This window comes from Rheinheimera sp. (genome assembly GCF_030690345.1).
Taxonomy (GTDB): Bacteria; Pseudomonadota; Gammaproteobacteria; order Enterobacterales; family Alteromonadaceae; genus Alishewanella.
Genome location: NZ_JAUYGV010000007.1, coordinates 483,386 through 496,998 on the forward strand (window position 1 = coordinate 483,386; position 13,613 = coordinate 496,998).

The 13,613-nt window shown below is 47.8% G+C and carries 12 protein-coding genes; 7 read left to right on the forward strand and 5 right to left on the reverse strand.

Annotated features, from left to right (window positions below):
- Positions 1–10 precede the first annotated feature (10 nt).
- The 3 genes from Q8O77_RS13095 to Q8O77_RS13105 are packed head-to-tail and all read left to right on the forward strand — an operon-like array spanning position 11 to position 2,878.
- Positions 11–910: a glycosyltransferase gene (locus tag Q8O77_RS13095; RefSeq protein ID WP_305553780.1), complete on the forward strand. Its 900-nt coding sequence runs from the start codon at positions 11–13 to the stop codon at positions 908–910.
- Positions 910–2,193: an O-antigen ligase family protein gene (locus Q8O77_RS13100; RefSeq protein WP_305553783.1), complete on the forward strand. Its 1,284-nt coding sequence runs from the start codon at positions 910–912 to the stop codon at positions 2,191–2,193. Before Q8O77_RS13095 ends, Q8O77_RS13100 begins: the two co-directional genes overlap by 1 nt.
- On the forward strand, positions 2,177–2,878 hold the full coding sequence (locus Q8O77_RS13105; RefSeq protein WP_305553786.1) for a hypothetical protein: 702 nt from the start codon (positions 2,177–2,179) through the stop codon (positions 2,876–2,878). Before Q8O77_RS13100 ends, Q8O77_RS13105 begins: the two co-directional genes overlap by 17 nt.
- Here the strand turns inward: Q8O77_RS13105 and Q8O77_RS13110 are convergent.
- From Q8O77_RS13110 to Q8O77_RS13130, 5 genes are all read right to left on the reverse strand, one after another.
- On the reverse strand, positions 2,857–3,996 hold the full coding sequence (locus Q8O77_RS13110) for a PAS domain-containing protein (RefSeq protein ID WP_305553789.1): 1,140 nt from the start codon (positions 3,994–3,996) through the stop codon (positions 2,857–2,859). The two genes, Q8O77_RS13105 and Q8O77_RS13110, sit on opposite strands and share 22 nt — an antisense overlap.
- A gap of 100 nt (positions 3,997–4,096) precedes the next feature.
- A complete protein-coding gene (locus Q8O77_RS13115; RefSeq protein WP_305553792.1) occupies positions 4,097–5,428 on the reverse strand; it encodes an O-antigen ligase in 1,332 nt (443 codons plus the stop codon).
- 86 nt (positions 5,429–5,514) lie between these two features.
- Positions 5,515–6,012, reverse strand: a complete 498-nt coding sequence (locus Q8O77_RS13120; RefSeq protein ID WP_305553795.1) for a hypothetical protein — start codon at positions 6,010–6,012, stop codon at positions 5,515–5,517.
- Positions 5,999–8,038 carry an EAL domain-containing protein gene (locus Q8O77_RS13125; RefSeq protein WP_305553797.1) on the reverse strand — a complete coding sequence of 680 codons (2,040 nt, stop codon included), beginning with the start codon at positions 8,036–8,038 and terminating at the stop codon, positions 5,999–6,001. The genes Q8O77_RS13120 and Q8O77_RS13125 overlap by 14 nt, the downstream gene beginning before the upstream one ends.
- Before the next feature lie 30 nt (positions 8,039–8,068).
- On the reverse strand, positions 8,069–8,704 hold the full coding sequence (locus Q8O77_RS13130; RefSeq protein WP_305553800.1) for a transglutaminase-like cysteine peptidase: 636 nt from the start codon (positions 8,702–8,704) through the stop codon (positions 8,069–8,071).
- A 403-nt stretch (positions 8,705–9,107) separates the two neighbouring features.
- On the opposite strand from Q8O77_RS13130, the gene galU reads away from it, so the two are divergent.
- Genes galU through Q8O77_RS13150 form a run of 4 tightly spaced genes read left to right on the forward strand, consistent with a single transcriptional unit; the run spans position 9,108 to position 13,612 of the window.
- Positions 9,108–10,073: a UTP--glucose-1-phosphate uridylyltransferase GalU gene (gene galU / locus Q8O77_RS13135; protein WP_305553803.1), complete on the forward strand. Its 966-nt coding sequence runs from the start codon at positions 9,108–9,110 to the stop codon at positions 10,071–10,073.
- Positions 10,074–10,086: 13 nt separating this feature from the next.
- The gene (gene wecB / locus Q8O77_RS13140; protein WP_305553806.1) at positions 10,087–11,211 is read left to right on the forward strand and encodes a non-hydrolyzing UDP-N-acetylglucosamine 2-epimerase; all 1,125 of its coding nucleotides are present in this window, start codon (positions 10,087–10,089) and stop codon (positions 11,209–11,211) included.
- A 21-nt stretch (positions 11,212–11,232) separates the two neighbouring features.
- Positions 11,233–12,474, forward strand: coding sequence for a UDP-N-acetyl-D-mannosamine dehydrogenase (wecC, locus tag Q8O77_RS13145; protein WP_305553809.1), 1,242 nt, complete (start codon positions 11,233–11,235; stop codon positions 12,472–12,474).
- 4 nt (positions 12,475–12,478) lie between these two features.
- The gene (locus tag Q8O77_RS13150) at positions 12,479–13,612 is read left to right on the forward strand and encodes a glycosyltransferase (RefSeq protein WP_305553812.1); all 1,134 of its coding nucleotides are present in this window, start codon (positions 12,479–12,481) and stop codon (positions 13,610–13,612) included.
- Position 13,613: the final 1 nt, after the last annotated feature.

Sequence of the window (13,613 nt, forward strand, 5' to 3'; positions counted from 1 at the left end):
AGCTAACAACATGAGCACGCAACCGTTACCGCTGATCAGTGTTTATATGCCGACCTTTAACCGTGTGCAGATGGCAATACGTGCCATTGAATCGGTACTGGCACAGGATTACGCCAATATTGAATTGCTGGTGGTCGATGATGCCTCTACCGATGATACCTGGGCGGTGTTGACCAACAAATATATTAATGATGAGCGCATCCGATTTTTCCGCCAAGCCAGCGGCCAGGGCGCCTGTGCGGCGCGTAACCGCGCCATTAGCGAAGCCAAAGGCGAGTTTGTTACCGGCATTGATGATGACGACGAGTTTTTACCCTGGCGCTTAAGCAGTTTGTATAACGCTTATAACGACAAATACAGTTGTGTCTGCTCCGGCTATATCTGGGATTACGGTACGGTACAAAAAAAGCTGTTTGCCGAGCGCCGCGTGGTCAATCTTACCGAACTGCTCGATTTACACACGCTGTCTAATCAGGCACTGGTGCGGCGCGAGCGCATGTTGCAGTTGGGCGGCTTTGATACCGGCCTGGCGGCGTTTCAGGATTACGATATGTGGGTAAGGGTAGTGCAGGCTTTCGGCCCGGCGCTGCGTATTGCTGATGCCAGTTACAAGGTAAATGTCGGCCATGAGCTGGGGCGCATAACTAATTCGCCGAAACGGCTGGATGCGCACAAACAGTTTGTTGCCAAACACCGTGTGCATATGAGCGAGCGTAACCTGCAAAACCAGATGTTTTACCGCCAAAGCATGGAGCAAATTCCGCTGACGCTGTCACAATTACTCAGCAGCAGCCGTTATGGCTTGGTGCAGTTAAAGTGGCGTTACTATATTAAGCACAAGCTGGGCGTGCTCAGCCGCTGGCGCATTAAAGTGTTTAGTAAGGGCCTGGCAGGGTTGTTTAAAAAATAATGCCGCCGCTGTTGCTGACCACAAGGCTGCAAAGCAGCATTGATAAACTACTGTGCTATCTGATCCCGCTGTTTTTAGCGGTTGATTGCTTAAATGGCGCTTTGCTGCAATGGCATGGCAGCAGTTACGGCTTATCCATTGGCTATAAGTTTGTTGTGCTGCTGTTGATGGCGCTGACATTGCTGCTGCAACAACCCCGATTGGTGTTTGCTCTGCTGGCGCTGTTACTGCTGCTGTTGGCAGGCCCGGCAATGCACTGGTCTGGTATTGCTACACGCTGGATGCTGGCCGACATTCAACTGGCGGTTAAAGTGCTTAGCCCGTTGCTGGCATTAGCATTTTTGCTGTCGTTGCAACAGCGCCAACCCGCCTTGGCAAAACGTTTGTTAAAACAAACGCTGTATATCAGTGCCCTGGTATTGTTGCTAAATGTGCTGGCCGGTGCTGCCGGGTTGGGCTTTACTGCCTATCAGCCGCTGGATGGCGTGGCGCAGTCGTTTTTGGGCATTAAAGGCTTTTTTTACTCCACCAACGAATTATCCGCCGTACTGCTGGTAATTAGTTGTGGCTTGCTGGTGCTGAGCTGGCCGCAACATAAAGCCGCCTATGCCCTAATCAGTGCCTGTGCGCTGGTGTTGGCAGTGCTGTTGCTGACCAAAACCGGTTTATTTGGTGTGCTGGTGCTGGTTATGTTGGTGCCACTGCTGATGCAGCCGGCGGCATTTTGGCAGCGGCAACGCCGTGTTATCGCAATAATGGCAGCGCTATTGCTGCTGTTATTAATACTGCTGCTGTTAAACGGTGAGAATCTGCTAAGGCTGCTTGGTATTTACGACAAGCTGAGCTTTGTTTATCAGCAGCGCGGTATCAGCGGTATCTTGCTGTCGTCGCGTGACTATTATGCCGGCCGCATCTGGCAAACTGCAGCAGAGCACTACAGCGACTGGCAGCGCTTCGGCGGGGTAGGTCAGGGCGGTATAGCGCTGTATTTGAAAAAATACTTTGCCGAGCTGGATTGGTTTGACTTACTGGTGTTTCACGGTATTGCCGGTTTACTGTTGTTTATTCTGGTGTTCACTGTCTTTATCCGTCATAGCTGGCAGTTGCGCGCCAGCGGTGCCGGGCGAAGCTTGTTACTGTTAAACCTGTTGTTGCTGCTGGTGTCGTCGCTGGCGGGGCATATTCTGACCTCCGGCATGCTGTGGCTGCCCTGGGCCTTATGTAACGCCTTGTTGTGGCAAAGCGCAGCCGGCAAGAGGAGTGCTGATGAAAGACATTCTTGAACCCTTAATGTTTCCGCATAATCTTATGCTGTACGGGCTGTTGCTGGCTTGCTTGTGCTACCGTAAAAAAGGCCTGTGGTTGTTGTTGGCGTTTTATTATCTGGCCGGTAACAGTTTTGTGGCGAATCAGGTGCGGGCCTGGTACGGCAGTTATAACGCCGCGTACACCTTAAGTGCAGACAGTAATGTAGTGGTGCTGGGTTGCGGCGGCTCTGACAGCGCCTTACCGGCCTGTGCCAAAGCGCGCCTGCAGCAACTGTCCGCGTTGATGCCGCACGGCGGCAGCGTAATTATTACCACCCGTTACTGCCGGCCTTATGTCGATTACTTGCTGACTATGCCCGGTGATTTTGCCATCAATTGTTTTTTCGGCGGTGATAATACTTATAAAGAATTTAACAGCTTAGCGGCCAGACCACAGCTTAAGCCGGATTATATTCTTACCAGCGACTTTCATGCCTGGCGGGTAACACAGCTGACAGCGCACCATGGTTTCAGTGCCAAAGTGGTGGCGACCTCAAGCCAAACCTTCCGCCGTGTTAATTGTGGTATAAATTGTGCGGTTACGGTTAACCTGACCAACTTTGATTTTTACAGCAAGCTAATGGCAGAGTTTGCCAGCTATAGCGTATTTGTGCTCAGCCGTAGTTGGACAGATTGGTATCAACCGGACAACACGTTATAAGGCTTAACGGCGCCGGGTTTAGCTGCTGTGCCCAGCGCCATGGCAGAGCCGAGCCATTTTTCAATCTTGCCGTCAGTGTCGTACACGGCAACCGCCTTAACCAGATGCCAGACATAATGCCCGTCCAACCGGCGCATACGAAACTCAATACTGTAAGCATCGCCGCTTTTTACGCAGTGCAGCCAGTGTGCCATAACGGCGTCACGGTCTTCTGCGTGCACCACGTCCAGCCAGTTGTCTGACAGCTCCTGCTCTGTTTTGCCGCAAAATGCTGTCAGTGTTTGGTTAACAAAAGTAACGCTACCGCTGCTGTCTGCGGTCCAGACAAAAATGGGCATGCTGTCGGCCCATTGCTTAAACCGCTGTTGCTGCTGCGCCAGCCGCATACTGATCTGATGGGCGGAATTAATGTCCTGTACTATGCCATGCATGCTGGTGCCGCCGTCTGTAGCGGGGTAGCCGACGATACGCAGCCAATGTGTTTTGTCGCCGTCCAGCCGGCACGCACACTCAATATCAAAGGCTTGCTTCAGATCGATACAGTCGCTGAGCAACTGTTGCACTGCCGACTGGTAAGGGCTGTGAAACAACGCGCTAAACTGACTCAGTGTCAGCTTACTGCGGCTGCCGGCCGGTAACAGTGCTTTGGCTTCAGCCGACAGCATCAGCATATGATTGTGCGGGTCCAGCGTCCAGCGGCCGAAATGTGTCAGTTGGTTGATCAGCTGCAATTGTTGCTGCTGGCGCAGTAAATTGGCTTGTTGCCGCGCTTGCTGTAACTGTAGCGCTATGGCGGCACGCATCTGCAGATAAATCAGCGCTAAGCAAATACAGGCACCAATACGGTTGGCCAAAACATAACCAAAGGCAAAGCCTTGCGGTGCGGCAGGTGAGATAAAAATGCCAAGTATAATCAGCAGTAAGGCGCTATAGAAGCAGGTGTTTAGTAAGCGAATTTTATTCGCCAGGCTGGCTAACAGCAGCAGCGGTGCATACAAAAAGCCGTGTGCAAAGCCCAGTTGGGTTTGGCTATCGGCGGCGAATATCAGCAGCAGTAACAGATAAACCAGATACTGGCTGTTGTCGCTATCCCTTAGCTGCTGGATCCACTGGCTCATTAAAGGTTGTACCGGTCAGTCTGTTTCGGTAATTATGGTACAACAGTTGTTAATGTAAAAATTTAATATTGAATTAATTGTGGATGAAAGTGGCCTGTTGTTAAACCGCGCGCTGCGGTTGGTTGTTATGGTAAGCCAGATGGCTAAGTGCCAGAATGCTGACAAATAACAACGCATTAGCCGGTGCCTGCAGGTTGAAGTCTACGGTATTGTGCAGCAACATATGCAGGTTGGCCATCATGGCACCAAAGGCAACCCCCTTATACAAGCGGGTATTTCGCTTACGCATGGTCTGGATACATAACCACAGCGCATACAATTGCCAGGCACCTAACAACAGCGTAAGCGGTATACCCAGTTCTACGCTGAACTGCAGATATTCATTGTGGGCATGGTCGTAAAACCCGGTATATACGCCTTGCTGCTGTGCCGGAAACACGGTGTAAAAACTGCCGGCGCCACTGCCGGTTAACCAGTGCTGTTGCAGCAGTGGTAGGCTGTGTAATACCACTTCGTCGCGTGTTTCGCCGGCGAAGCTGGTTTCGGCCAATCGCTGTTTTACTTTTTCTACACCAAACATGGCGCCGACTATCAGTAGATCAAGCACAAAAATACTTAACACTAATGGCTTGAGTAGCCGTGGCGGCTTTTTGTAACAAAAAATCGCCAATAGCGCCGTTACGCCCAGTCCAACAAAAAATGCGCTGTTGCCCATACGCGAGCGGCTTAAAATTAAGCCGATAATCATCACTATCACGGCAAGACGCAGCAGCATTTTAGCGCTGAGTAAGGTGCTGACAGCTTCGCGTAATTTGGCTTTACGGCTGCCGCTGACTTTCTCTACATTCAGCTCACTGATCATCCAGCCAATAGCCATGCTGAGGCACAGTGCGAGATAATTGGCATAGTGGTTCTGATAGACAAAGCTGCCGCGGGCTTTGTCGGCCTCAACTACACCGAACAGTGGCGATTGCTCCAATCCGGCTAAATTAATCATGCTGCCGTAACAGGCCTGAATGCAGCCTGCGCTAACAATGGCAATTAATACGGCTTTCATCCGTGTTACCGAATCGGTGTATTGGCACAACAGCCATAAAAACAGCAGCAGGTAAAAGGTGCGTTGTGCCAGCATAGCGGTGTGATAAGCATCAAAGGTGGACAGGCCGGGAATAACATCCAGCCATTGCAGCCACATATACAGGGCAGTAAAGGCCGGCACAGCAAGAAAGCGGCCTATCCAGCGCTCGCGCCACAAAGGCTGACGCTGTTGAAATGCCACTATACAGTGCAGTAATACCGCAACGGCAATTAAGCTGTGTAACACAGACCAGGCCCAAATACGGTTAGAGCCAAGCGGTATTGGGGCCCAAATAATAATGAAGCCCAACAGTAGGGGGATTAACCGGCTTAAAGTGCTGTGCTGTATTTTCATGTCAGAGACTACGTAACATCCGTATCAAAAGAATCCTGCGCAAAGAAAAAGGGCCAAAGGCCCTTTTTTATGCAACAAACTGAGGCTTAGTTACCTGAAATGGTACCACCGCCACCGCCGCCGCCGCCGCCGAAGCCTGGCGCACCAGGCGCTGGCAGAGCAACCGGGGCAACTGCAGCAACTGCTTGCAGACCGGCAGCTGGTGCAACCGGAGCTGCAGCAGTTTGTGTATCAGCAACAACCTGAGCCACTAAGCTTGGGTCAACGCCGGCACTTACTGCAGAAGCCAGGATAACGTCGGCTTCAACACCGGCATCTGCAGCTGCAGCTAAAATAGCTTCAATTGCGGCTTCATCACCGTTGGCAGCAGTAATCGCATCAGCAATTAATTGCGCAGCATTTTCAGGTGCAGCAGCTAATTGAGCGGCAAAGTCAGCAGTAGTCTGAACAGCAGTAACAGTTACAGGGGTTTCCTGAACTACAGCAACATCAGTCGTTTGTGCAATGTCCTGTGCAAATACCGCGCCTGAACACAACATCATTGTGCAAGCGGTACCCAGCACCAGAGCTTTACGAAGCATCATAGGTATCTCCTTTGGGGTTAAAAACTTGTTTCAAAGTATATTGCATTTTAGTTTTATTGACATCTTCTTTTTTGCTCAAAAAGGTAAAATTTATGATCTCACCTAAAACAAATCCCTGAAATCCATCTATATTCAGTAATTTACAGGCATTCAGGCTATCGATGCTTTCAAGGTGTGTGGCCAAAACTTTAATGCCGACACTGTGACAAATTTGTGTCAATGTCATAATAAAGAAGCGGCTGCTTTCTTGTTCCAAATCACTGCTAAATCCGGCATCCAGCTTAACGTAGTCAATATTTAAGTGTTGAATATGCCGCAGTGAGGTTAAATTGGCACCGAAACGCTCAATAACCACTTTTATATTCAATTGTTGCAATTTGGTTATAAATTCAGCAGCCTGTTGCGGGTGTTGCAGAATGCTGTGTTCGGCAATTTCTACCAGTAATGGCGGCAGTTGGGTTGAACGTTGGGTAAGTTGCAGTAACAACCATTGGCGTAAATCATCAGAGCACAATACCGCTTCGCTGATATTAATAGCCACGGCGCCGCCGGCTAATTGCGGCAGTGAGTGTAAAATAAACTGCAACATTTGCCGCTCTAACGTATCTGCGCGGTTTAGCCTGGCAGCCATCGCCAGCACTTCAGCGGTAGACAGCGGTTTATCGTCAACCACAAAGCGCAGTAAACATTCGGCATAAAGCAGCTTGTGTTGTTGATCGGCAACCGGCTGCAGTAGCAGCTCCATATTGGCGTCGCTGCTGTCGTTGTGGTGCAACAACCGGTCAATCAGTTGTTGCCACTGCAGGCGACCCGGTGCGCATAAGTCGGCTTCAGTTGCTGTACTGCCACTTAGCAGCTGCACGCTGTCTTGTGCCTGCAATGTATCGAGCCTGGCCAGAATGTTACTAAAAGGCTCTGCAGCTTGCGCCAGTACACTTACCGCGCGACCAAAACCCTGGTTGTAGCTCTGGCTGTGCTCTTGCTCCAGCGCCAGTGTCAGCTTGTTGTCCAACTCTGCAGCACCGGCTTTATCTGCCGCGCCAATAATGGCAAACTCAGAACCCGACAGCCGGAACAGCTGTAGCCCGGGGTATTGTTGCTTTAGCTGCTGCAACAAGGCGGCTGCTTTTTGCACGTATTCATCACCGCTGGCGTAGCCTTGTTCGTCGTTAGTTTGCTGCAGCGAGCTTAGGGTAATCATCGCCACATAAAGCGCATTGTGATTAATTTGGGCGTCTTGCTGCAAATTACTCAGTTGCTGCTGCAGCGCACGGCGGTTTGGCAGGCCGGTTAACGGATCTAAAAAGGCTTGCTGCATTAATTGCTCGGCGTAGCGGCTTTGCTCGCTGAATACCTTGCTGATATTCAGCACCATGCTGTTTAACGCCCCCAGCACCAGGTTTAACTCGCGAGTGGCAGTGCGGGTAGGATTTTGCCGGAATTCTTTGCGGCTTACGGCTTCTGCCTGTTGTACTATTTGCCGCAGCGGTTTGAGCAGAGCGCGCAAAATAACATGAATAACCAATGCCGCCAGCGCAAACAGCAGTGCACTGCTAAGCAAGTTACGGGTGGTTTGTTGCCACAGGCTGCGCTCAGCCAGCACAGTGTTAGATTGCACTGTTAAGGTGCCCAGTACTAACCAGCCATCGCTTATTTCACTTTGCATTATCGGTGCCTGCAACGCAAAGACATCGCTGAACCAGCGCGGAACGGCAGCATTGTTATCGTGACTCAGATTAACCAGTTCGCGTTCTTCATTATCCACAAAACGGATTTGCTGATAATAGCCGGAGTCGAACAAGGTGCTGGCCAGAGTTTGAATAAGTACCTTGTCGGCACCACCGCTGCTGCTGATCGCCAGGCCCAGGTTATGGGCTGCATCTTGCGCGTGCGACCCTAATTGACTGTTAAGATAATCGCGCAGCGTCAGCGTGCTGCTAAGCAAGCTGCCGGCAAAAGCGACAAAGGTCATTACAATGATCAGCGCATAAAACTGCGTACTTAAACTGATTCCTTTCTTCAACACGCTTGTTGTCCCTTCAATATGTACAAATTGTTAATTACCATGTTCTATCCGTTCAAGCAACTGTTGCCATTGTGCTACGCCGGCGCTGTTTTCCACCTTATTGCCCAGGCCCTGCGCTTTTGCCATCCACAAGCCACTGGCATTGAAGGCGTATACCGGACGCAAATCGGTGCGTTTATTTGCCGGCAGAATTTTCGGGTTTATATTGTCCAGTACCAGTGGATACTGGCCGGGTTTTTCGGTGTAAGTCAGTACCATATGTGGTTCATTCTGTGTCAGAGCGCGTACATACATTAACCGCAGTTTGTTTTCCTCCACGCCCATAGCGCGCAGCATAAAGTATTTCAGGATCACGTAATCTTCACAGTCGCCGGCGCCGGTTTGCAGGGATTCCAGCGGCGTAGCCCAGTAATCGCTTCTGCCCCAATGCGCTTCATCGCTGGCGTAGCTTACTTCGCGGTTGGCAAAGTCGTTAGCCTTGTGCAGTTTGTTCCAGTCGTTATTACCGCGGCTGTTGTTAATTAATGCTTGCCAGCGCAATACCCGTTGCAATGGAATATCGCCATAACGCTGTTCGGTTTGTTGCAGCAATGTATCGCTTAATGCGAAAGGTTCTACCCGGGTAAACACCTGAAAACTGAGTGATATGCTAACAAAAAGTAACATGAAATAGCTAAAACGCCGACAAAAACGGCGAAAACTTTCGGTAAAATACCACGGGCAGGAGATCTGCGGGCTAGAGGGCAATATGTAACACACCAGCGTTATCAGTAAGTTATTGCCAGACTATAGCGGCTGTGGCTAAGCGCTGCAATTACCGTTATGGCAATTTGCCATCAGAGCGTCATAAATAGCAATTAAAATACTTTGACTTTACAATTTGTGTACGTAAAATTGCGACGCTCGACAGGATGTAACATTTCAGCCATGGACGATTTCCGCACCAGCATCGCGCTTTTGCCGCTTATTATCGCTTTTATCCGTGCCCGCTTTGTCTATTTGAACAGAATGTTGTAATGTTGTGTCGATTTTTGTTAATTAATTGTCATTCATCACAAGGACCGGTACTATGCCTTCATCGTTATCTGCAGTTAAAACCTCTGCCATCACTAAGGCTGTTATTCCGGTAGCGGGTTTGGGTACCCGCATGTTGCCCGCCACTAAGGCGATGGCAAAAGAAATGTTACCGGTAGTAGACCGGCCACTTATTCAGTATGTAGTACAAGAAGCGGTAGCCGCCGGTATTACTGAAATTGTGTTAGTAACGCACTCGTCGAAAAACAGCATTGAAAACCACTTTGACACCAGCTTTGAGCTTGAAGCCACGTTGGAAAAGCGTGTTAAGCGGCAGTTATTGGAAGAAGTACGCGCCATAGTGCCGAAAAACGTTACCATTATTTCTGTGCGCCAACCGGTGGCACTGGGCTTGGGCCACGCTATTTTATGTGCCAGACCAGTAGTAGGCGATAACGCCTTTGCTGTATTGCTGCCGGATGTATTAATAGACCAGTACCACAGCAACCTGAAAAAAGACAACCTGGCGGCAATGATAGCGCGCTACAAAGAAAACAACGCCAGCCAGATCATGGTAGAGCCGGTGCCGCACGATATGGTAAACCAATACGGTGTGGTTGATTTAAACGGCATCGATTTAGGCGCCGGTTGTGCCGCTAAAATTTACGACATGGTAGAAAAACCGGATCTGGACGAGGCACCAAGCAACTACGCCATTACCGGCCGTTATGTATTATCCTCCGCTATTTGGGATCTGCTGGAATTTACCCCGCCAGGCGCCGGTGACGAAATTCAGTTAACCGACGCACTGCACCAACTGCGTTTACTCGAACAACTGGAAGCCTACCGCATAGTGGGCAAAAGCCACGACTGCGGCACCAAGCTGGGCCTGTTAACCGCCAATATGGAATACGGCCTGCGCCACCCCACGCTGGGAGCACCGTTAAAAGCGCAGATGCAAAAGCTGATTAACGAGCCACTGAAAAGAGCCGAATTGGAACTGGCGATAGCGCAGTCTTAATTAGAGAGAAAAAATGAAGAAAATACTGGTGGTTTTTGGTACAAGGCCGGAAGCTATAAAAATGGCGCCGTTAGTACACACCTTAAAAGCAGATCCACGTTTTATTACCCATACTTGTGTAACAGGGCAGCATCGTGAAATGTTGGATCAGGTTTTAGACCTGTTTGAAATCGCCCCGGAATATGACTTGAATATTATGGCTCCGGGGCAAAGCTTAAGCCAGGTTACATCGCGAATCTTAGTGGGTATGGAGCAAGTACTCGCCAATTTTAAGCCTGACTTGGTTTTGGTGCATGGTGATACCGCTACAACTTTTTCTGCCTCATTGGCTGCTTATTACCAACAAATTCCGGTAGGCCATGTTGAAGCCGGCCTACGTACAGGTAACATTTATTCACCCTGGCCGGAAGAAGCTAACCGCAAACTTACAGGGTGTCTGACTCGCTACCACTTTGCACCCACAGCTACCTCAGCTGATAACTTAGCAGCTGAAGGCTATGCTAAAAATACTATTTTTATTACAGGCAATACCGTAATTGATGCTTTGTTTTTAATACGCGATAAATTAAATAAAAATACTGAGCTTGCAGCAGAATTGGCGGCGCAATTTCCTATGCTGCAGGAAAATAAAAAACTTATTTTAGTTACCGGGCATCGGCGCGAAAGCTTTGGTGACGGTTTTGAACGCATTTGTAAAGCGCTGCAACTTACAGCAAAGCAACACCCCGATAGTCAGATCTTGTATCCGGTGCATTTAAACCCGAATGTTCAGGACCCGGTTAATCGGTTACTGGCGAACATTCCTAACATTAGTCTGATAGCTCCTCAGCAGTATTTGCCTTTTGTCTATTTAATGACCCGGGCTCATGTAATTCTAACTGACTCTGGCGGCATACAAGAGGAAGCGCCTTCTTTAGGCAAGCCTGTGTTAGTAATGCGTGATACTACGGAGAGACCGGAAGCTGTAGCAGCTGGCACAGTTAAGCTGGTGGGCACTGATATAGATAAAATTTGTAGTGAATTGAGTGCTTTGTTAAGTAATGCTCAGTACTACCAACATATGAGCGAAGCTCATAATCCATATGGCGACGGCGCCGCGTGTAGTCGAATAGCCGATATTATTGCGTCTGGTTTATAACAATTTATCACAGGTATGTTTATGCAGTTTTCAAAGGTTTCTGTAATTGGTTTGGGTTATATCGGTTTGCCGACAGCAGCGGTAATAGCTTCTCGTGGTATTGAGGTGATAGGAGTTGACGTAAATCAAACAGCCGTAGATACAATTAACGCCGGTAATATTCATATTGTAGAGCCTGATCTGGACATCGTAGTTCGCAGTACAGTAATGACGGGAAAACTAAGAGCAACTACCACGCCTGAGGCCGCTGAAGTATTTATTGTCGCGGTACCTACGCCGTTTAAAGGTGATAACCACGAACCAGATTTAAGCTATATCGAAAAAGCCAGTCTAGCCATTGCTCCTGTATTGAAAAAAGGTGATTTGGTTATCTTGGAAAGTACGTCCCCGGTTGGTGCTACAGAACAAATGGCTACTTGGTTAGCTGCTGCCCGGCCCGATTTGAGTTTTCCGCAAGACAAAGGCGAACAAGCAGACATTAATGTTGCGCACTGCCCTGAACGGGTATTGCCAGGCTATGTATTACAAGAACTGGTGAGTAACGACAGAGTAATAGGTGGCATGAGTCCTGTTTGCAGCGACCGCGCAGTGGCATTATACAAAACCTTTGTTCGCGGGGACTGTATTGTTACCAACGCCCGCACCGCTGAAATGGCAAAACTAACTGAAAACAGTTTTCGCGATGTGAATATTGCTTTTGCAAACGAGTTATCATTGATTTGCGACAAATTAAAAATTAACGTTTGGGAGCTGATCAAGCTGGCAAATCGCCATCCCAGAGTCAGTATTTTAAACCCCGGACCGGGAGTAGGAGGCCACTGCATAGCGGTAGATCCTTGGTTTATTGTCAACAGTTGTCCGGAACAGGCCAAACTGATTAAACAGGCTCGTTTAGTCAACGATTACAAACCTCATTATGTACTGGAGCAAATTGTCGCAGCTGCCGATCAGTTTAAACGTCCGGTTATAGCCTGTTTAGGTTTGGCGTTTAAAGCCGATATCGACGACCTGCGCGAAAGCCCGGCGTTGGATATTGTTAAAGCTCTGGCTGCGAAAAATATTGGTACAGTGCTGGCTGTAGAGCCAAATATTAAAGAGCTGCCACAGAGTTTGGCTGGTGGCAGTGTGCAATTAAGCACTTTTGCTAATGCAATGGAGCAAGCCAATGTTGTAGTGGTGTTGGTAGACCATAAGCAGTTTAAAGTGGCAGACAAGGCCGAGTTTGCGCGCAAGGTGGTTATTGATACACGTGGAGTAGTATAATACCTTGACTAAGATTAAAGTATTACATATAGCTACAGATTATCCAGGTTCAATATCAAATGCACCAACTCAAGCTTTAAAGAATCTTGTTGAGGGTGCAGTCGATCTTGATAGTATCGTTGTAGTTGTATCTAGAGTTAGAAAAATTATTTTTTCAGTAAAATTAGAAGGCAATGTAATTCATTTGCAGATTCCAAAACTGCCATTTGGCCTTCTGTCTGAACCGATTTTTTACTTCGCTGCAAAAAAGCTAAGAGAATTTATTGACGAGAAAAAGTATATTTTCAACGTAATCCATGCACATAAACTAACGCTTGACGGAGTGATTGCATATTTTCTTTCAAAGGATATAAAAGTTCCGCTAGTGGTAAGTGTTAGAGGTGATACTGATAGAAGGTTTGTCAAATATAAGCTTCTTTCTCGGTGTTTATATAGAAATATTGTGAAGCAGGCTTCATGCATTTTCTGGGTTTCACCTTGGGCCAGAAAATTTATAGAAGACAAACTGAGAGTGTCTTGTGGAAATAATCACAATTTACCGAATATATGCGACTATGAATTTTCAGAAGCTATTGCTGTCAACAATTCTAGTAAGTTGATTTTTGTTGGTCGATTAGATTCAGCAAAAGATAAAGGATTATTTGATATTTTGCAGGCTATGACTTCTTTTAAAAATTGCTCATTGGATATTTTTGGAAGGGGAACTGAACAAGAGGTTGGGCATTTAGTTAATTTGATAGCAAACTATCGCTTAGAACAAAGAGTTTCGTATAAAGGGAATGTTGCAAAATCCGAACTGCTTAAAAATTACTCTTGTTATGCAGGGCTGCTGATGCCAAGCAAACATGAAACCTTTGGTATGGTTTACGTTGAAGCATTGAAAAGCGGCCTGCCAATTCTCATGTGTAAGGGGACTGGTATAAATGGTTTTGTCGAAGAAAAAGATTATATTTTTAAAGTTTCTTATGGTGACATCAATGCTATAAAAAGCGCTTTGTTTGAATTGATTAATGAACAGGTAGAGTTAAAAATAAAACTTAATAATGACTTAAATAACGGTGACTACATTTTGTTTGAAAGTGAAGAGATAATTTCAAGCTACCAATCTGTTTTGGTTTCATTGAGTAATGAGGTTTAGC

Excerpts from the sequence above, each read along its gene's own strand:
- galU (WP_305553803.1), top strand. The coding sequence starts at position 9,108 with ATGCCTTCATCGTTATCTGCAGTTAAAACCTCTGCCATCACTAAGGCT.
- wecC (WP_305553809.1), top strand. The coding sequence starts at position 11,233 with ATGCAGTTTTCAAAGGTTTCTGTAATTGGTTTGGGTTATATCGGTTTG.
- Q8O77_RS13095 (WP_305553780.1), top strand. The coding sequence starts at position 11 with ATGAGCACGCAACCGTTACCGCTGATCAGTGTTTATATGCCGACCTTT.
- Q8O77_RS13105 (WP_305553786.1), top strand. The coding sequence starts at position 2,177 with ATGAAAGACATTCTTGAACCCTTAATGTTTCCGCATAATCTTATGCTG.
- Q8O77_RS13110 (WP_305553789.1), bottom strand. The coding sequence starts at position 3,996 with ATGAGCCAGTGGATCCAGCAGCTAAGGGATAGCGACAACAGCCAGTAT.
- wecB (WP_305553806.1), top strand. The coding sequence starts at position 10,087 with ATGAAGAAAATACTGGTGGTTTTTGGTACAAGGCCGGAAGCTATAAAA.
- Q8O77_RS13120 (WP_305553795.1), bottom strand. The coding sequence starts at position 6,012 with ATGATGCTTCGTAAAGCTCTGGTGCTGGGTACCGCTTGCACAATGATG.
- Q8O77_RS13100 (WP_305553783.1), top strand. The coding sequence starts at position 910 with ATGCCGCCGCTGTTGCTGACCACAAGGCTGCAAAGCAGCATTGATAAA.
- Q8O77_RS13130 (WP_305553800.1), bottom strand. The coding sequence starts at position 8,704 with ATGTTACTTTTTGTTAGCATATCACTCAGTTTTCAGGTGTTTACCCGG.
- Q8O77_RS13115 (WP_305553792.1), bottom strand. The coding sequence starts at position 5,428 with ATGAAAATACAGCACAGCACTTTAAGCCGGTTAATCCCCCTACTGTTG.